This window comes from Rhodococcus sp. LB1, assembly GCF_001583455.1.
GTDB classification, from domain to species: domain Bacteria; phylum Actinomycetota; class Actinomycetes; order Mycobacteriales; family Mycobacteriaceae; genus Rhodococcus_F; species Rhodococcus_F opacus.
The window spans coordinates 1-18,304 of record NZ_LTCZ01000416.1 but is presented as its reverse complement, the minus strand read 5'-3'; the positions used below and the strand labels follow the sequence as shown (position 1 = coordinate 18,304).

The 18,304-nt window shown below is 62.3% G+C and carries 16 protein-coding genes and 1 pseudogene; 7 read left to right on the top strand and 10 right to left on the bottom strand.

What is annotated here, in order from left to right; genetic code table 11:
- Nucleotides 1-8 precede the first annotated feature (8 nt).
- The gene (locus tag AZG88_RS54770) at nucleotides 9-446 is read right to left on the bottom strand and encodes a transposase (protein ID WP_231914392.1); all 438 of its coding nucleotides are present in this window, start codon (nucleotides 444-446) and stop codon (nucleotides 9-11) included.
- Nucleotides 424-1,164 (bottom strand): IS630 family transposase, encoded by a 741-nt coding sequence (locus tag AZG88_RS54765; protein ID WP_231914397.1) that lies wholly within the window; start codon nucleotides 1,162-1,164, stop codon nucleotides 424-426. The genes AZG88_RS54770 and AZG88_RS54765 overlap by 23 nt, the downstream gene beginning before the upstream one ends.
- A 31-nt stretch (nucleotides 1,165-1,195) precedes the next feature.
- Between AZG88_RS54765 and AZG88_RS54760 the strand changes: the two genes are divergently transcribed.
- Nucleotides 1,196-1,456 carry a hypothetical protein gene (locus AZG88_RS54760; RefSeq protein WP_231914391.1) on the top strand — a complete coding sequence of 87 codons (261 nt, stop codon included), beginning with the start codon at nucleotides 1,196-1,198 and terminating at the stop codon, nucleotides 1,454-1,456.
- Entirely contained in the window at nucleotides 1,457-1,645 is a 189-nt protein-coding gene (locus AZG88_RS54755) for a hypothetical protein (protein WP_231914390.1), read from the top strand.
- Between the two features lie 592 nt (nucleotides 1,646-2,237).
- On the opposite strand, the gene AZG88_RS42240 is transcribed toward AZG88_RS54755, so the two are convergent.
- The 5 genes from AZG88_RS42240 to AZG88_RS42220 all read right to left on the bottom strand — a co-directional run bounded on the left by AZG88_RS42240 (nucleotide 2,238) and on the right by AZG88_RS42220 (nucleotide 8,709).
- A complete protein-coding gene (locus AZG88_RS42240) occupies nucleotides 2,238-4,064 on the bottom strand; it encodes an AMP-binding protein (RefSeq protein WP_231914389.1) in 1,827 nt (608 codons plus the stop codon).
- A 170-nt stretch (nucleotides 4,065-4,234) separates the two neighbouring features.
- Nucleotides 4,235-5,050, bottom strand: a complete 816-nt coding sequence (locus AZG88_RS42235; RefSeq protein WP_061701077.1) for an SDR family NAD(P)-dependent oxidoreductase — start codon at nucleotides 5,048-5,050, stop codon at nucleotides 4,235-4,237.
- A complete protein-coding gene (locus tag AZG88_RS42230; RefSeq protein ID WP_061701076.1) occupies nucleotides 5,047-6,219 on the bottom strand; it encodes an acyl-CoA dehydrogenase family protein in 1,173 nt (390 codons plus the stop codon). The genes AZG88_RS42235 and AZG88_RS42230 overlap by 4 nt, the downstream gene beginning before the upstream one ends.
- A gap of 16 nt (nucleotides 6,220-6,235) precedes the next feature.
- Entirely contained in the window at nucleotides 6,236-7,579 is a 1,344-nt protein-coding gene (locus AZG88_RS42225) for an MFS transporter (RefSeq protein WP_061701075.1), read from the bottom strand.
- A 290-nt stretch (nucleotides 7,580-7,869) separates the two neighbouring features.
- A complete protein-coding gene (locus AZG88_RS42220; RefSeq protein WP_061701074.1) occupies nucleotides 7,870-8,709 on the bottom strand; it encodes a PaaX family transcriptional regulator in 840 nt (279 codons plus the stop codon).
- Nucleotides 8,710-8,887: 178 nt separating this feature from the next.
- Between AZG88_RS42220 and AZG88_RS42215 the strand changes: the two genes are divergently transcribed.
- The 3 genes from AZG88_RS42215 (at nucleotide 8,888) to AZG88_RS42205 (ending at nucleotide 12,394) form a co-directional block, all read left to right on the top strand.
- Nucleotides 8,888-10,051, top strand: a complete 1,164-nt coding sequence (locus AZG88_RS42215; protein WP_061701073.1) for a 2-hydroxyacyl-CoA dehydratase subunit D — start codon at nucleotides 8,888-8,890, stop codon at nucleotides 10,049-10,051.
- A gap of 93 nt (nucleotides 10,052-10,144) precedes the next feature.
- Nucleotides 10,145-11,428: a 2-hydroxyacyl-CoA dehydratase subunit D gene (locus AZG88_RS42210; RefSeq protein WP_197488032.1), complete on the top strand. Its 1,284-nt coding sequence runs from the start codon at nucleotides 10,145-10,147 to the stop codon at nucleotides 11,426-11,428.
- A gap of 30 nt (nucleotides 11,429-11,458) precedes the next feature.
- Nucleotides 11,459-12,394, top strand: coding sequence for an acyl-CoA dehydratase activase (locus tag AZG88_RS42205; protein ID WP_082833620.1), 936 nt, complete (start codon nucleotides 11,459-11,461; stop codon nucleotides 12,392-12,394).
- Between the two features lie 1,361 nt (nucleotides 12,395-13,755).
- Here the strand turns inward: AZG88_RS42205 and AZG88_RS42200 are convergent.
- The 3 genes and pseudogenes from AZG88_RS42200 to AZG88_RS55190 form a co-directional block, all read right to left on the bottom strand.
- Nucleotides 13,756-14,541, bottom strand: a complete 786-nt coding sequence (locus tag AZG88_RS42200) for an SDR family NAD(P)-dependent oxidoreductase (protein ID WP_061701071.1) — start codon at nucleotides 14,539-14,541, stop codon at nucleotides 13,756-13,758.
- Complete coding sequence (locus AZG88_RS42195; RefSeq protein WP_231914388.1) at nucleotides 14,538-15,356, bottom strand: acyl-CoA dehydrogenase family protein; 819 nt, start codon at nucleotides 15,354-15,356, stop codon at nucleotides 14,538-14,540. The genes AZG88_RS42200 and AZG88_RS42195 overlap by 4 nt, the downstream gene beginning before the upstream one ends.
- Nucleotides 15,357-15,581 (bottom strand): annotated as a pseudogene (locus AZG88_RS55190) (acyl-CoA dehydrogenase family protein); the annotation flags it as partial.
- Between the two features lie 419 nt (nucleotides 15,582-16,000).
- Here AZG88_RS55190 and AZG88_RS42190 point away from each other — a divergent pair.
- Together AZG88_RS42190 and AZG88_RS42185 are read left to right on the top strand one after the other, a co-directional pair.
- On the top strand, nucleotides 16,001-17,653 hold the full coding sequence (locus AZG88_RS42190; protein ID WP_061701070.1) for an AMP-binding protein: 1,653 nt from the start codon (nucleotides 16,001-16,003) through the stop codon (nucleotides 17,651-17,653).
- Between the two features lie 324 nt (nucleotides 17,654-17,977).
- Nucleotides 17,978-18,277: a hypothetical protein gene (locus tag AZG88_RS42185; RefSeq protein WP_061701069.1), complete on the top strand. Its 300-nt coding sequence runs from the start codon at nucleotides 17,978-17,980 to the stop codon at nucleotides 18,275-18,277.
- Nucleotides 18,278-18,304 lie beyond the last annotated feature (27 nt).

Sequence of the window (18,304 nt, the reverse complement as noted above, 5' to 3'; positions counted from 1 at the left end):
GGTTGGGTTCATAAATTCGTCGGGGGCCATGCCGGCTGTCGGGTTCGGTCGTGGTGGTCGAGTCGTTCGAGGTGTCGGTGCAGGTCCGCGGTGGTGTAGCGCCACTTGAACGGCACAGCGGTGGCGTTGTACCGGTCCTCGAAGTCGAGCAGGCGCTGTTCGACATCATCGAGGTCTTCGAAATCGTTGGGCGAGAGCACCTTGCGTTGAATGATCGAGAAGTAGATCTCCACCTGGTTCAGCCAGGAGGCGTGCTTTGGGGTATGGACCATCACCGCGTTCGGATACCTCGCGGCCAGCCGATCGATCGCGGCTCGCCCACGATGTGAGGACCCGTTGTCGACAACCCAGAACACCCGCTCCGCAGAGGCGTATGGCTCCTGGCTCGTGACCTGATTGATCCACGAGGCGCGGTGAACGGCACTATGCCGGTGGACTATTCGCATCGGCCGAACACCGGGCGTGGTGGACGTCGTAGGCCGCCAGATATGCCAGTGCCCCACCACGGCGGTAGTCGTGATTGACGCGCATCGGCCGGCCTGTGCCGGCCGGCTGCGTGGGATGGCAGCGCCGGCGGGCCTGGATGGACGGTTTCCCGTCCGCGGAGATCACGTACTCGTCCGCCCCCAACTCGACTCCGTCGTACCTGCGGGAATAGAGATCGAGGACGACGGCCGCCTTCATCTCGAACTGCGGGTCCCGGATGATGATCCACGATTGGTACTGCCAGGGTTTGAGGGCGTCCTGTGCGAGCCAGCGTCGGACCGTCGTGGCCGAGGCGCTGATGCCGTCGATCAACAACTGCCGGGCCAACTCCGGGGCACTCCACCGCGACAGGGGCAGCTCGTGCTCGGTGGGAAGCTGACATGCCCACGCCTTGACCGCGGCGACCTGCGACGGGGAATACCTCGGCGGGCGCCCCGAACGCGGCGCGTCGGTGAGTCCTTCGATTCCTCGGCGATAGAACCGGGCCCGCCACTTGCGGGCCGTGTCCACGCAGACACCGAGCTCGGCCGCGATGTGCGCGTTCGAGTCGCCGTCGGCCGCCATCAGCACGATCAACGCCCGCAGCACCGTCCTCTGCGGTGTGCTCCCGGCCCGCACCCAACCGTCGAGCACCTCGCGGTCGTTGCCCGTCAACACCACCCGGTACGGGCTGATCATCACCACGACACACCATCCGACGAAGAACAACTTGGATCACTCACAGCACATACACCACACCGGCCACAGCAATCCCCGAGGCAACGACACGCCGGCCGCCACGAAAGCCGTGCCGATCGGGCACCATCACAAACATGCCGACGCCACCGGAATCGACGAAGAGCTCGCTGCGCTGGAAACTGCTGGACGGGCCCGGACCAGGTGGCCGCAACTGGCCACGATCAACACCCGATTCCGCAGCAACTTCGCCTACGTCGACGGCCTGCTGACCGACGGGACGGTGATTCCGTAGATGCGACTGCGGTACGGCGGATCCGCCAGTGTGTGGGGATTCGCGATCTACCTCGGCAGCAGCGGCAAGTACCAGGACTCGGTCCTGCCCAACGGAAACTTCGCCGGCAGTGTCGAGGACGCACTCGACTGCGCCTGTGGCCTGTATCTCGGCGAGCCGACCGCTTGGCAACAACCCCCGACGAATTAGCGGGTCAGACCATAAGTCGAAGGCTTCCTGACCTGGACCTCACCGGCAGTCGCGCGGGCAGTGCGCTGCCGCCGGCGCCGGATGCACTATGTCGGCGACGGTGGCCCAGTCTGCGGTGCTGACCCTGCACAAGCAATCTGCTCGAGCACATTGTCGCCTAGGCTGGACCAGGCACCACAGCATCGGCTGGTCTTCACCGCTGACGTCCCAAACTCGAACGTCGGCACCAAGGTGATAGATTCCGTTGCCCACCTTGTTGATCCGTTTGGCGCATTGGACTGAAGTGTCCCCGCGGGGCAGGGTTACGGCTCGACGAGTTGCGCGATCTCAAGTTCGGTAGCGTCGAGGACTACACCCCGGCCGGGACCTGGCTGAAGGTGTGCCGACCGGCTGAGGGCGAATTGGCGACGCCCGATTGATTGGTCGTAGGCGTTCGCAGCGTTGGTGAAACCCAGGTGGCATAGCCGATCGTCATCTGAGGGCTGGCGCACACCGGCAATCTGGCCATCGCTACGTCCGCCTCGATGGTGGCGTCACGCGAACCGGAGTCGTCTCACCCCGAGCTGCAGCGCCCCGTCTCTGTTGAGGCGGCTCAGGACTGCAGGCGACCTGCCCGAACGTCTGAGTCGAACTCGTAGTTCGCCAGCCTCTCGCGGAGTACACGGACACTCTCATTCGCGTCGCCGGCGTCGTCGTCGATCTCGACGATGACGAGTGGGCGCAGGGCCGTGTTGTCGACATTGATCTCGCACCCAATTCCGTCTGGGAATACGGAGCTGACCTGGTCGCGAACTTCGCGCTCGGTGGCGAGTGTCCGCAGCGTCGGTTTGGCGAGCTTGCCGACCGGGGTCAGCGGAAGCCGATCAAGCACGATGACCTCGACCGGTGTGGCCGCTCGTTCCTGGACGTGTTCTCGGCAGAAGGTTAGAAGCTCTCCCGGCTCAACTGAGGCACCCTCCTCAAGCTGGACGAAAGCCACTGGAAGTTCCCCTTTGGCGGCATCAGGCCGCCCGACAGCGGCGACGAGGTGGACAGCGGGATGGCGGTCGAGTGCAGACTCGATCTCGCGGGGGTCGATGTTGTGGCCACCCCGAATGATCAGGTCCTTTGCACGCCCGGAGACCCAGACGTAACCGTCCTCGTCAACAGTTCCGAGGTCACCCGTGTTCGCCCACGCCTGCGAGTCCGGCATGCCGGTGACGAAAAACTCGTCGTTCAATTCCTGGTTGAGGTAACCCCGACTGACCATCGGACCACCGATGATCAACGCGCCGCGCTCGCCGGGCGGGCACTCGCGCACCACCCGATCCATTTGGTCGAGTTCGACCGCGCGAACCCGGACGAACGGCAATGGGGTACCCGCCGAGCCGATCCGCGGCTCCGACCCTGCGTTGGGATGCCCGGTCACTGTTCCATGTACCTCGGTCATGCCCCAGTTCTCGCGCAACCAGATGCCGAATCGGTCGTGGAAGGCACGGACGAGTTCTGTCGGCACGGTGCTGCCACCGACGTGGAAATCCTCGATGCAATGGCCGTCGGATGAAGCGGGCAGACTGAACAAGGTTTGGGCGGTGGTCGGAGTGGCGAGCAGGGAGGTTACCCGGTAGTGGCGGGCGATCTCCCAGAAATTTTCGAGCACTTCGCGGTTTCGGTATCCCTGGGATGTCATCGTCAGCAACGTTTGCCCGAACACTAACGTCCGCAATCCAAGTGAGACGCTGCCCCCGCAATGGAAGTTCGGCATGCCGTGGGCGACCACGCCGTCCGGTCGCGGCCCCATGAGCGCACCAACATTCCATGTGACTGTCAGTTGCCCGAATTGGGACATGCGCACCAGCTTCGGTGTTCCGGTGGTGCCTCCAGTGGGCATAAGTACGGCGTCACGGTAGGGGTCGAGGTCGCGCTCGAATGTCAGTCCGGATCCGGCGTAGGTGTCCATGGCGGTGGTGAAGTCACCCGGCGATTCGGGGGCATCGACGAAGAAGACCGACTTCAGTGTGGGAACAGACTTGCGGATCAGCTCGATATCCCCGCCACACTTCTCTTCGATTGTGCCGCGCATCGTAACGAGCGTGGTGCAGCCGGCGTCATTCAAGATGCGCGCGAGAGAGGTGAACTCAAGGAAGGGATTGAGTGGAATCGCAATACCGGACGTCGCAGCTCCCCAGATCGCGATCAGCCCTTCCGGGAGCATCGGCAGCATCACTGCCACCACGCTGGGCGAGCCACCAGCACAGTCGTGAAAGAGACTAGCGGCGCGTTCGATCGCTCCGATTACCTCACGGTAGGTGAGTACCCGCGCGGGCTCGAGGAAATTGGGCGGCTCGATCGCCACGATCGCGTTCTTGTCCGGATGTTCGGCGGCAGCCGCGGCGAGGGCGTCGTAGAACGTCGAGCCGGTAAGCAACTCGTTGGGCAAGAATTGTTTCTCGATGGCATCGATATCGTCTCGAAATGCGATTCTCTGCCGCCGAATTCGTGTCGCGGAGTCATCGGGAGAATGTGGATGCGCCGGGGCGGACGAGTGCACCATTGTGCGGGCCTTTCCTACTGAAGAGCGTTCTGAGAGAGTGGGACCTAGGGCGATCGTCATGCCACCGAGATGCCGCCATTCACGCTGACAACCTGTCCGGTGATGTTGGCTGCCAGGGGCGACGCAAGGAAGAGGATCGCGTTGGCGAGGTCCTGCGGTTCGGTAAGACCGAGGTGCGCCTGATTCTTGATCTTCTCGAAGATCTTCTTGCTGAATTCGATGTTCATTGCTCGGTCATACGATCCTGTATTCGCGATGAGGGACGGCGTGATGGTGTTCACCCGGACGCCGTAACGCTTGGCCTCGACCGCCAGGGTACGGGAGAACGTGACTATGGCGGCCATGGCGGCTCCGATGACGCATTCGCCGGGAGTGGGAACCTTCGCGGCGTCAGAGGCGACGTTAATAATGGCGCCGTGGTTACGCTCCCTCATATGCGTGATTGCGGCACGGCTGGTGAGGATGGGTCCGAGTCCCTGCTGGATCAGCATTGTGGGGATCTCCGCGATGTCCGTGTCGTGGAAAAGAGTCGGCTGGTAGACCGCCACCGTCGAGTTCACCAGTACATCCAGCCTCCCCATCGTGCGGGCCGCCTCGTCAACCACCTCACCAGCGGCTTGTGGGTCGTTGGAATCGGCAGGCAAGAAGTGTGGATCGGCGTCTGGGCACACCGCGAGAACGCGATCGACCGCTTCCTTGCCCCGTTTCTCGTTCCGCCCGACGAGGGTGAGGTGTCGAGCGCCGCATTGTGCGAAGGAAATCGCTGCGGCCAGGCCGACGCCGGAGGTGCCTCCTACCACCAGGATCTTCGAGTCGCCGAAGTCGAACCCGGCAGCTGCGGTCGGGCGGTCGGCATTCGCAAAGTTGCTCATGTAGTGCTCCGCTTCTCATACGGAACGAAGTCCGTTCCGTATTTTTCTCGCATGATGATGATCTTCTGGATTTGTGCTGTGCCGTCAGCGATCTCGACGGACATGACGTCTCGCAGTCGCTGTTCGAAGGGAAGCTCTTGCGAGTAGCCATAGTTGCCGTGCAGAAGGAGGCATTCTTTGACTGCCGCGCTCGCCACCAAAGGTCCGTACCACTTGGCCATCGCCGCCTCCGCGGTATGCGGCAGGTTCAGGGTTCGCTTCTCCAGCGCTGAGTAGCAGATCAATCGTGCCGCCTCGAGCTTCGTGAGGTGCTCGGCAATCGGAAAGGAGACTCCTTCGAACTTGGCCAACTTCGCCCCGAATGCTGTGCGCTGTCGCACGTACGCGGCCGTTTCGTCGAGCGACACCTGCGCTGCGCCGATACCGGTGAGGGCGAGGAGTGGCCGTGTGAAATCGAATCCGTTGAGGACGCGCGAGAACGCACGACCCTCGATTCCGATCAGATTGTCGGGTGGAATCTCAACCTTGTCCAGATGCAGGACTCCACGGCCGAGAATTCCCCAACCGGTGTCCGGAACAATCGATTTCGCGATTCCGGCACTGTCGAGCGGAACCAGGAAGGCCGACACGCCGACATCGTCACCATCGCGGATGGTGCGCGCGGCGACGATGATTGCGTCGGCGTTGCTGAGCATTGTCACCGATGTCTTCTCTCCGGAGATGACATACCCGCCGTCGGTCACGCGCGCCGTAGTTGTGATGTTTGCTGCGTCGGACCCCGTTTCGGGCTCCGTCAGACCGAACGCCACGAACGTCTCTCCCGCGACCAGGCGCGGCAGCCATTCCTTGGTCAACGTCTCGGATCCATGGTGGCGGATCAATGTGCTCATCAGCATCACCGGAATCGCAATGTTGGCGATGTTGAAGTCTGCGTACGCGAGTTCCTCGACGGCGACACCAGCGGCGACGAAGTCCTCGTGGTCGAGGGGGTTGTACTCGTCGCCCGCCAGGAGGCCGTAAATCCCGAGGTTCGCGATGTCGTGGTGGAGATCCCAGGGGAAGGTCGAGGACTTCGCCCGGCAGAGGTATCCCGGTGCAACGCGCTTGGCCGCGAATGTGCGGACCGCATCGCGGATGCCCATACGATCGGGATTCAGTATTGACGTCATCGATAGCTCCTTGCCATCAGACTGTGGGTGCAGGTGCCGGTTCAACCTCTGGCATTGTTATTGCCGGCTGAGAACGTGACACCAGGGTGTAAGCGCTGATTGCGCCGACCACACAGATCACCAAACAGATGATCGGAATGGACCACACTCCCCAACTCGAACCCTCCAACGTGACCGCGACCAGAGGCGCGAACCCACCGAGCACACCCGCGAGCTGTATTCCGAACGACCCTGCGGTATAACGCACTTCGGCTGGCAGGCTTTCGGTGACGAACGCCGGGAAGACACCGTTGATCATCGCGTGCCCGCAACCTGTCGTGGCGAGCATGGCGACGAAGATGAGAGCAAGGTTGCCGGTCGTTAACGTTCCGAAGTACACGACCAGCAGCACTCCCTCGATCACCAGTCCCCCGGCGACGAGCTTGGTGCGCCCAATGCGGTCCGATAGCGCGCCCCACACAGGGTTCATGATCACGACCAGCAACGTAGCCGCGGTGATCAGCCAGAGCATCGTCGTACGATCGATACCCACAGACTTGACCGCATAGCTGAGGCTGTACACCGTTAGGATGTACCAGCAAGCGAATACTCCGCCCATGACGAGGGTGATGCCGAGAATCGTCCTGGGGTGCTGCACCAAAGCCTGCCGGACCGGATTGTGGTTCTTCGCGTTGCCGGCGACCTGCTTGAAATCGGGGGTCTCCTCGAGCCCATTCCGCACAATCAGCCCGACGATGACGATCGCCGCACTGAGCAGGAATGGCACTCGCCAGCCCCATGTCATGAGGGCGTCTTCGGGCATCAGCGTGACCAGCGCGAAGACGGCAGTAGCCACCACGGTGCCGCCCTGGGCGCCGGCCGTCGAGAAGCTGCCGTAGAACCCGCGCTTGTTCGGTGGGGCGTGCTCGACGGCGATCAACACCGCGCCGCCCTGCTCACCCCCGATTGCGAGGCCTTGGATAAGCCGCAGGATGAGGAGCATGATCGGCGCCAGCGCACCGACCGTCGCGTACGTGGGCAACACGCCGATCAGCACAGTCGCGGCGCCCATCATGGCGATGGTGATCATGAGCGCTGATCGGCGGCCGAAGCGGTCGCCGATATAACCGAACAGCAGACCGCCGACCGGGCGCACCAAATAGCCGGTGGCGAAGGTCGCGAAGGACATGATCAACGCGACCTGCGGGCTGACATCGCGGAAGAAGACCTCGCCGAAGACCAGTGCAGCGGCCGTCCCATAGATCACCAGGTCGTAGAACTCGATGACGGTGCCAAGAAAGGCGGCCAGGGCAGCACGCCGAGGACTCGTTCGCGACGACGTCGACTCGGTGCGCCGGGTGTCGGCGATGGGTGGTTCCATGTCTGCTCCTGATTGAGAAGTTCAAGTGGTCTTCTGCGAAGCCTGCGCTCCGGTAACCGGACCACGGCTTGGTCCAATGGAATGACCAAAGTTCGGAATACAAGGCGGTCACCGCTCCGATCCTCAATCCGAGATTAGGTTCGCTGTGACGCGCCGCACAGGGAACATCATGCCCGCTATTTATACAAATATCAACACCCGATTGCGTTGAATGTACAAACTCGCCGCCGACGCTGGTTCCACCCCTGCGCCGACGGCCCGCCAAGCGCGCGGTCAGTCAGGCGCGCAGGTCAGTCAGGCGCGCACTCCTGCACGATCTTCGCCCAGCGCGCGTGGGCGATGGGCGCCCACTGCTCGCGCCGCTGGCGGATCTTCTTCGCGCCTTCACGACCGATCCAATCGGGCAGCAATGCTTCCGGCAGGAACGGGTCCCGCCGCATCAGCCGTTGCTGAACATTGAGCAACCGGAGATACGCCAGCAGTACCGCGTCCTCATCGGGCAGGTCCGTTGGGGAATCGAGTTGCGCGATTAACAACTCGTACGATTCGGCGATGCCGGTGAGATCCCATGCCGTCCGGACGATCTCCCGATCTGTCATCCCCACGGCCTGCACCGAACCGATCACCGCGAGCGACGACGTCTCGAGCCCTAAGGACTGCACCAGATCTGTCAATTCGCCTCCCCGGTCCACGTGCGGTGTCGCCCACACACTGGACAACGGATTTCCCATTCCCAACCAGGACAGGCCACCGTAGAGCCGCTTCCGCGTCGTCCGGAGCTGGTTGGGCACCGTGACGAACAGCAGCAGCCATCGGCCGTCCCACGATGGCGGGCCTGCCAAGTACGCATTCGACCGCCGGATACCGTCGGAAACGAGGGTGCGCCCCTTTCCGGCGAGGCGCCAGTGAACGGCCCGTCCACGCCTTTCACGTTCGAGCCATTTCGCGCTAGCGGCCCGCGCCAGCAGTTGACGGCCGGCGTGCTGCTCGATCCCGAGGCCACCAAGGACTCGAAGTAGGGCTGTTGTCCACGCCTCTTCCTCGGTCGCATGCGTCAGTTCACCGACGACCGTGAGGAGTAGGGAGCGAGCACTCGGCGGGGGGAGGTTGACGTCGAACATGTCACGCATTCTCGCAGGTTCGCCGGTCAGGTCGCCGGGGCGCTGATCAATCCCGCAGATGTTAGACATTCGCGTAAACATAGAGTTGATAATTGTCTAAGATGGGGCTACAAAGGAAGAACCGGCGGGCAAGTGGCCGATTCCCAATCCCAATAAGCCCCCGGTGGGCTCGAAGGAGGCAGGCGCCATGCCGGAGACCCTCACAACCGCGCTCACGAAACTCGGTGACATTTCCGCCGATCCGGAGGCCTACGTCGTCCACTGGAAGGAGCGGACCGGGGGCAAAGTCGTCGGAGCCTTCCCGATGAACTTTCCGGCCGAGATCGCATACGCAGCCGGCGCGCTGCCGGTGATCATCCAGGAAAACCGTGAACCCGACAGCATGGGACGAAACCTGCTGGCGGAGTTCTACTGCGGGTACACCCGAAACATCGCCGACCAAGCCGCCAAGGGAAGATTGGACATCTACGACGGCTTTTTCCTGGCCGACCACTGCATCCAACTGTTGGGCGCGACAGACGTGGTGCGCTCCGAATGCGACGATAAACCGATCCACTTCGGACAATTCGCAAGCTCGCTCGGCGACGCCTGGACCTCAGAGGTGGTCGAGACGAAGATGCGAACCTTCGTCGACGAGATGGCAGCCTTCACCGGAGCACCCATCACGGCACAGTCGCTCTCGAGCAGCATCGCACTGTTCAACGACAATCGCAGACTGCTGCGCCAGATCTTTGCAGCACGCACATCCGGCAGCGCCCAGTTCACCTCGACCCAGATGCAGTCACTGGTGAAATCCGCCATGGTCATGGACAAGGCCGAGCACACCGCGCTGCTTCGGCAGATCGTCGACGACCTCGAGACAGTTCCCCGCGACGACCGCATTCGGCTGCACCTGTCCGGACACTTCTGCCACGCCCCGAACCCCGAACTCCTACGCGCTCTGGAGGAATGCGAGGCGCTCGTCGTCAACGACGACCTCTACCACGGGGCGCGCTACATCTCCACCGACGTCCCCGAAGACATCGATCCCGTCACCGGTCTCGTCAACTGGTACTTGCAGCGCGATGTCAACATTCCCTGCCCCACCCGAGTCAAGCACGCCACGGACTGGGAAGACACCCTGATCGACTCGGTCCAATCGAGCGGGGCGCAAGCCGTCATCGTGCTGATGGCCAAGTTCTGCGAGCCACACATGCTCTACTACCCCCAGCTTCGCAAGCGACTCACCGAACGCAACATCCCCCACTTGCTCATCGAAACCGAACACGACGGCGTGCCCGTCGAATCGATCCGTACCCGCGTCGAAGCCCTCCTCGAACGCATCCGACGCACTCAGCTCGTCACGTCGTGAGACCGCACCCCTCGACCACCAGGAAGTGATCATGTGAGCACTGCCATCACCGACAACACCAACCGCCTGAGCGTCACCAAGACCGGCGGCAAGATGGTTGCCGACTACTGGGACAATATTTTCACGGCGCGCGAACGCGGCCAGAAGGTGGTCTGGTACAACGGTTCTGCCGTCAACCCCTTCTTCCAGGCAGCGGGCCTCGCGTGGTGCCACGGCGAAGCCTTCTCCGCACGGCTGGCCGCGCAACACCTCGAGAAACCGGCCCAGCTCGCCGCCGAAGAGGCCGGCTACGTCGGAGAACTCTGCTCGTATTCGCGCACCCACCTCGGATGCGCCGTACTCACACGAGACAGCGGCCACGCCAGCGGCACCGGGGTCGTCGGATTGCCGCAACAACAAGAGCTGGCCAGCCGGTTGCCGGCACCCGACTTCTTCGTCAACGCCTACGCCGGATGCAGCACCGGTCAGCAATGGGACGACATCTCCTTCCGGGTATTCGGCAAGGAGGTGCCCATATTCAACGTCTCGATGCCCTATCTCTGGGGCAACAAGCCCGACGCGGGTTACCTCGTCGGCGAGGAATGGGACCAGGCCTCCCGCTATGTGGCCGACCAACTGCGCGAACTGGTCACGTTCATCGAGACCATGACCGGACAACCGTTCGACTGGGACGCCCTCCGGCAGAACATGGCGTACATCAAGCGCGCATCCGAGCTGCGCCGCGAGGCCATGGCACTGTGCGCGCAGGCCCCAACCCCAGCAACGTTCTTCGACTGGATCGCGAGCATCGCACACATCAACTTCCTGCCCGCCAGCCAGGAACTGGTGGACTACTTCGCGGCCGTGAAGGCCGAGATCGAACAACGGATCGCCGAGGGCGTCCCGGCAGTGCGCAACGAGCGCTACCGGGTGTACTTCGATGGATTCATGAACTGGAACAAACTCGGTTTCCTGGCGAGGAAATTCGCCGACCACGGCGTGACGGTGATCGCCGGCCGCTACACGCACCAGGCGTTCTGGCAGGAACCCCACCTGATCGACCCGGAAAATCCACTGCTGGGCATGGCGCAGCACTACCTCCTGTGCCCGACCAATCACGGCACCAAAACCATCAAAAACCTGGTGCTACGTGACTGCGAACAGTACGGCGTCGACGGCATCGTCTTCCACTCCACCCGCACCTGCCGCGCGTTCACCAATCCCCAGAAGTTGGTTGCCAAGGCCGCTCAGCGTGAACTCGGCATCCCCTCGATGTTCTTCGAAGGCGACGTCGCCGACGCCTCCTTCTACAAGGACGAAATCCTCGAAAGCCGCTTGGCCGCAATGCTCGAGGGCATCGATGTTCGCCGCAGCCGCGCCGCAGCCACCTCGGACTGACACGAACACAAGCAGAACGGAGTCGTACAGGTGACCGGTTACTACATGGGCGTCGACCTCGGTTCGACCACGGCCAAAACGGTCATCGTCGACCGAGACGGCGCGATCGCGGCCTCCGACGTCGTGCAGATGGGCGCGGTCAGCCGCGCCGGGCTGACCCGATCGATGACCGGTGCGCTAGCGACAGCCGGCCTGGACGAATCGGACATCGTCGCCACCATCGCCACCGGTTACGGCCGACGCATGGTCCCCGGAGTCGGACGCACGTTCACCGAAATCACCTGTCACGCGCGCGGCGTCGCCGCAATGTGCCCCGGTACCCGCCTCGTCGTCGATATCGGCGGGCAGGACAGCAAGGCGATACTGATCGACGACGAAGGCCTCGTCGAGAACTTCACCATGAACGACCGCTGCGCCAGCGGCACCGGGCGTTTCTTCGAGGTGCTCGCCAGAGCGATCGAGTGCGAGATCGACGAACTCGCCGAACTCGCACTCGCCGGCGACAAGGATCTAGAAGTCAGCAGCATGTGCGCTACCTTCGCCGAAACCGAGATCATCTCCCTCCTCGCCCGCGGCGAGCGCCGCGAAGACATCGCCGCGTCCGTGCACCGGGCGGTGGCGGCCCGGACACTGGGGCTGGTCTCCCACGTCGGAAAGCACACCCCGGTCGTGATGACCGGCGGCGTCGCCCGAAACGCCGCGGCAGTGCGCTTCCTCGAAGAAGCGCTGAACACTGCCGTCATGGTGCCGGACGCGCCGCAGATCACCGGTGCCTACGGTGCCGCATTGTTAGCTCGCGACAGTGTAGAAGTCACCCTGCCGCTCCAACGTGACGCGGTCGGGAACTTCCCACCGACCGCCGAGCCTGGATCCCCTCCGGATTGCGCGACCTGCGCGACAACACTGGACTCCGCAACCGCAGGTCCGACAGACCGCCGTTTTACGATTCCAATCCACCCCCGCTAGTGCATCGTGCGGAAATCAACTTGACAGTCACACCTGAACGGATGTCACTCCGCTTTCACACCTTGCCGCGGCGAGCACGACCAAATTCCGAAGGCCACCACAGGCCCTGAGTAGAACGTTCAATCCGATGAATTCTCGCGAGTCTCGCAGATGGTCCCAGCGGCGACGCGCCGCATGGGCCGAGGTCAACCGCACACGCAAGCATCGCGACACCGAGGCGGAGCGCCTCATCGAGTTCGCCAGCATGTGGGCACCATACGGCGGCCCGGAGGAAGAGATCCTCGTTCACTTCGGAATGTCGCGGCTCCGGTTCGTCGAACGTTTGTGGCAGGTCATACCTGACTCCAACTGCGCACAAGGGGAAATGCGCAGTTTAGCGACCACATACCCCGCACCCCCTGCGAACGAACGATCCCCATCCCGTTCCGTGAGTCGCTCGGCGGGTCACGTCGACGGAGCGGGCGGCCGGCGATCCGACAGATCCCAGGCAGATACGCAAACTTGAGCACGCGCCTCGCATAGGAACGAAATGTGGAACCGCCATAGTGACAACGACATTCTCGACTTTGCGCTTCTTTGGAAACCGCTCGGTGGGCCTGCTCCAAGGGATATCACCGCCGCATTCGCAATCGACATCACCGAGTACAAACGCCGACTAACAGCAGCTGTCGGGTTCCAGGTGTCCCAACTTCGGAAAGGCGGCACCTCCCGCGAGTTCGTCTACGGGCTGTCTACGATATCGGCGCTTGATCGAACTCCACTGCGAGAGTGAGTGACATATGAGCAATTACATCGTCTAGTGGCCCGTATCCGAAGCCAAGACCGTCAAGTTACTTATCCCACGACGCACAGCCAACAGACCATTGACGGAGCAGCCGCCACCCGGAGCTGCGGGTTCCGACCGACGATGCTGACCCGCAATCGTTCTCGAAGCACAGATACGGACGCCAGCATCACCACTTCCCCGACAGCAACAACTACGCCACAAGTTCCAACAACGCCGTCGCCGCCATCACCCGAGGCGGGGGAAGCCTGTACCGGATCGCTATGCCTGCCAACTATACCGGGGTCACTGAAGCGACAAACAGCGAGTGAGGGCGGAACTCAATGGGTTCCGCCCTCACCAGTCCCGGTCCGAGGGAAAGGCAGGGCCCGTGCATGTCCTGACCGATGACTGAGAAGCCATTGCATGGCGCAGTCATGTTTCATTCATCCCGGTGGCCTGGATCGGGCCGACCACCGCCAATGGGTCGGTCGCAACGGCGTGACAATGCTCTAGCTCGAGCAGGATGGGTTCGGTCGCCTGGGCGACCGGACCCATCCATCTCCTCATTCCCGCCTCGCTGCCCGCGATGAGCACGTTATGCTGCGGAGATTCCGCCGTTCACACTGATCGCCTGCCCGGTCAGCTTCGCTGCGCCAGGCGAGCAGAGGAACACCGCGAAAGCCGCGATATCGGATGCCATCGGCACGCCGAGATGCGCATTGCGTGCGGCCCTCTCGAACAGTTTCGCACTGAATCCGTCGCGGGTGATGCGAGCGGTGGAGCCGGTCTCGTGTACGAGGGACGGTGTCAGGGCGTTCGCCCGAATTCCGTGACGCTTCTCTTCGACGGCAATGGTTCTGGTGAACATCACGATCCCCGCTTTGGCGGCGCCGATGATCGCCCCACCCGGTGTTGCCGTCTTAGCCGCATCGGACGCGACGTTGACAATCACGCCGTTGCCCCTCGCCCGCATGAAGGGTAGCACTGCACTCGCCATGTGCATCGAGGGCAGCGCGAGATGCGTGTAGATTCGGGCGATGTCGGCTGGCGGGATGTCCTTGAACAGCTCGGGCATCACCTCAGGGGCTGTGGTACTCATCAGGATATCCACGCCTGCCAAGACCGTCTCCGCCTCCGCCGCAATGGCGGCCGCCTGATCGACGTCGATCGCGTTGCCGCGGATGAAGTAGGCTTCTGCACCTGCTTCTTCGATCTGTTTCCGAGCCTGTTCGCCCCGGTCTTCGGAACGGCCCGCTACTGCGATCCGCGGTACGCCGCTCGCCGCCAACGCAAGGGCCGTCTGCAGCCCGATCCCCGCGGTGCCACCAACGATCAATGCGGAGGATTCGGAGAATTCTTTGACGACTGGTGAGTCGATCACAGGCTTACCGTCCCTCGTTTGAAGATCTCGTTTGCGATGATCTTCTTTTGAATCTCCGCGGTACCGTCCGCTGCGACGAGATACGCCATCATGTCCCGATAGCGTTGCTGCAGAGGAGATTCTGTGGAGTAGCCCAGATTTCCGTGAGTTCGCATCGCAATCTCGATCGCCGCCCGCACGACCTGAGGTGGCCACCACTTGCTCATCGACGCGAGCGAGGTGTGTGACTCCCCCGTTTCGCGCAACCAGAGAGCGCGATAGCAGATCCACCGGGCCGCCTCCAGGTGCGTCGCCTGTTCAGCGATATTGAACGAGACTCCTTGATACTCAGCAATCGGCTTACCGAACGCCTCACGCTGCTGGGCATACGCGACGGATTCGTCGAGGCTCTGCCGGGCGGCACCCAAACACATCAGCCCGATAGCCGCTCGACTGAAGTCGAAATGATTCATGACCGCGGTGAATCCTCGACCCTCTTCACCGACCACGTGCGACTCCGGCACAAAGACATTGTCGAGGTGGATCGAACCCCAGCCCAACGGTAGGCAACCCATACCGACCATATGGCGGGTGCTCACGCCTGTGGACTCCATGGGAACGACAAAGCAACTGACGCCCGACGATCGCTTGCTGCCCGGAGTTCGCGCGTAGACCAGCGCCGCTGAGGCGTTCATCGCCCAGCTGATCGCCGTCTTCTCACCGGTCAGCCGCCAACCGCCCAGACATGGGGTCGCGGTGGTGCGTAGTGCACTCGCGTCTGAGCCCGACCCTGGCTCGGTGAGTGCGATGGCGACCGTCTCGAGACCACTGATCAATGCCGGCAGGTAACGCTCCTGGACCTCCCGGCTCGCGTACGCAAGCTGGGATCCGACGAGTCCGATCTGGATCGGTGCGGACGCGAGGTTGATGTCGCCGGCCGCGAGTACCTCGGTGGCCAAACCGAGCAGGACCGGGTCGTCGACACCGGTCCCTCCGAACTCTTCTGGGAGCCCGATTCCCAGAACGCCCAGTTGTCCCAGCTGTTTGAACGCATCGAAGGGAAAGTCGAAGTTGGCGGCCCGGTCTTTTTAGTGCGACAACAGTTCCCGAGTGCTGAATGCAGCGAGTGTGTCCGCGAATTGTTGCTGTTCCGCGGTGAATGCGAATGAAACCATACTGGTTGGATTCGTTTGATCATCAGTCTGCCCTGCGCACTATGCCGGGATCGATTTGGACCGACAATAAGATAATACGACCAGAAGAGTCAACGGTTGAGCCTCAATCGGAACGCGGGACTGCCGGGTCGGTCCCACGACCCACATTCGACAGATCTGTACATATAGACCGCAGTCCTGTATTACTTTTGAGTGTGACCGCGGCAACAGTCCGCCCCCGATCAGTTCCCTGCTTGTCGCTGATTTCGCGCCAGGCGGATTCCCAGGTCCGAGTCCCCGTATCGTGCAAGGCAGGAATACGAGCTATGTACCTCGACAAGTCATATTGGCCAGCGTCTGCGAGTTCAGGCGTTCGCGACATCACCTTCGGCGACTTGCTCCGAGAAGCCGCCGCGGCCGTACCGGACCGCTTGGCTCTCGTCGATGGGGCCACCAATCCGGCGGATCGTACGGAGTGGACCTACAGTCAACTTCTCGCCAGCGCCGAGGAGGTCGCCCGGGCATTACTTATGCACTTTCGTCCAGGAGACAGGATTGCAGTCTGGGCTCCCAACAGCGCGGAGTGGGTAATCCTGCAGCAGGCGATCGCGATGGCAGGGATGGTGGTGGTCGCAGCGAACCCCGCCTACCGGGCGCATGAGCTCGAGTACATGCTGCGGCAATCCGGCGCTGCGGGACTCTTCTACCGGGAGACCTATCGCGGAGCCGATCTCAGCGTGATACTCGAGGAAATTCGCCCGCTTCTTCCCGACCTACGCAAAATCATTCCCACCCGCGAATGGCAGGATTTCGTGGCGTCGGCAGACCCAGAACAGGAACTGCCGGTCGTCGCACCTACCGACCCGGTGCATATTCAGTACACATCGGGTACGACGGGGTTTCCGAAGGGCGCACTATTGCACCACAAGGGACTCATCAACGAGGCCTCCTTCGTGTTCGAACGGGCCGAAATGAGGGACGGCGGAGTATGTATCAACGCGATGCCGATGTACCACATCGCGGGCGGAGCCGTCACCGAGCTCGGGACCTTCGCCGCCCACGGAACCTACGTGGTTCTTCCCGGCTTCGACGCAGCACTGTCGCTCGAGATGATCGAAAGTTACCGCGGTACTCATACCTTGATGGTTCCAACCATGCTTATTTCAATGCTCGAGCATCCCGATAGCAAGACCCGTGATCTGTCGAGTCTGCAGACGATCATGTCTGGCGCCTCGGCAGTTCCACAGACGCTCGTCGAACGAGTTGTCGAGCACTTCGACTGCAAGTTCACCATCTTGTTCGGCCAGACCGAGATGCATGGAGTGATCAGTCAGACACGGATCACAGACGATCCAGTCGACCAGGCGACCACAGTCGGACAGCCTCTCCCTGAGCTCGAGGTCAAGATCGCCGATCCGGTTACCGGAGAGATCATGCCAATCGGTGAGAAGGGCGAGATCTGCTGCCGCGGCTACCAGAACATGCTGGGCTATTTCGAACTGCCTTCCGAAACAGCGGCGACCATCGACTCCGAAAGATGGTTGCGCATGGGTGACCTCGGGACCATGGACGAGCGGGGCTTTCTGAAGATCACCGGCCGCCTCAAGGACATGATCATCAGAGGAGGCCTCAATGTCTATCCCCGAGAGATCGAGGAACTTCTCTTCCAGCACCCTTTCGTGGCTGATGTGGTGATCGTCGGCGTCCCGGACACGAAGTGGGGCGAACAGATCGGCGCGGTGCTGCGATTGAAGAATCCCGCCAATCCGCCCGACGTGAAAGAACTACAAGCGTGGTGTCGGGAACGCATCTCAGCTCACAAGATTCCGTCGTTTTGGTACTTCACCGAAACGTTCCCGATGACCCCGTCCGGGAAGATTCAAAAGTACAGAGTCCAAGACCAGATCGTGTCCGGAACGTTGATCGCCGTGCCCGCCCACGATGAAGCGACACCCTCGGAGGAGCTCTCGACCACATGATCCCCGAACCGGTCGCTAACTGATCCAAGCCTTCACCCCACCGCAGGGGCGATCACCTGGGGATGCCCGCTGCGCCCACCCCTCGACCTGCGTCATGCAGGTTTGGGCAAGTAGGTGCAGCACCCGACCGATACTGCCGCCACTGCGATGACCCCGAACCCTCCGCCCAATGCCGCGAAAGCCGCATATGCAAGACCGCCGACCGGGCAGCGCACCGCGCGCGGCCGTCAACACGTCCACCACATGCGCTGACTCGGTGGGTGCGGCCGTGCAACCTCCCGCACGGCCGCACTGCTCACCCACACCGAAGAGAACGGAGACGTCGTGACCAAAGAGGAGCTCGCCATGTTCGACTTTGCGCTCAAGTTGGCACCTTTCGGAATCGGAGACGAACACATCCTGACCGAGTTCGGCGTCTTCCCCACCGTGTTCTATCGCCGACTGCAACGTCTCCTTACCCGCCATCCCATCGTCAACGACAGCGTCCGACGCCGGCTCAACGAGTTGTGCACACTCAAACTCGCGCCGACGGACCGAGACAGGGATCCGTCGCATACGCGGGTCGGCACCCTGCGACATAGCCTCGAATGCACCACCGCTTCGGTGTACACGCCTGGCTCCTGAGTCGTTAATCCCGAATGCACCGATTCG

Coding starts and splice junctions, on each gene's coding strand:
- AZG88_RS54770 (WP_231914392.1), bottom strand. CDS start 446: ATGCGAATAGTCCACCGGCATAGTGCCGTTCACCGCGCCTCGTGGATC.
- AZG88_RS54765 (WP_231914397.1), bottom strand. CDS start 1,164: ATGATCAGCCCGTACCGGGTGGTGTTGACGGGCAACGACCGCGAGGTG.
- AZG88_RS54755 (WP_231914390.1), top strand. CDS start 1,457: ATGCGACTGCGGTACGGCGGATCCGCCAGTGTGTGGGGATTCGCGATC.
- AZG88_RS42235 (WP_061701077.1), bottom strand. CDS start 5,050: ATGAGCAACTTTGCGAATGCCGACCGCCCGACCGCAGCTGCCGGGTTC.
- AZG88_RS42230 (WP_061701076.1), bottom strand. CDS start 6,219: ATGACGTCAATACTGAATCCCGATCGTATGGGCATCCGCGATGCGGTC.
- AZG88_RS42225 (WP_061701075.1), bottom strand. CDS start 7,579: ATGGAACCACCCATCGCCGACACCCGGCGCACCGAGTCGACGTCGTCG.
- AZG88_RS42220 (WP_061701074.1), bottom strand. CDS start 8,709: ATGCGTGACATGTTCGACGTCAACCTCCCCCCGCCGAGTGCTCGCTCC.
- AZG88_RS42215 (WP_061701073.1), top strand. CDS start 8,888: ATGCCGGAGACCCTCACAACCGCGCTCACGAAACTCGGTGACATTTCC.
- AZG88_RS42210 (WP_197488032.1), top strand. CDS start 10,145: ATGGTTGCCGACTACTGGGACAATATTTTCACGGCGCGCGAACGCGGC.
- AZG88_RS42190 (WP_061701070.1), top strand. CDS start 16,001: ATGTACCTCGACAAGTCATATTGGCCAGCGTCTGCGAGTTCAGGCGTT.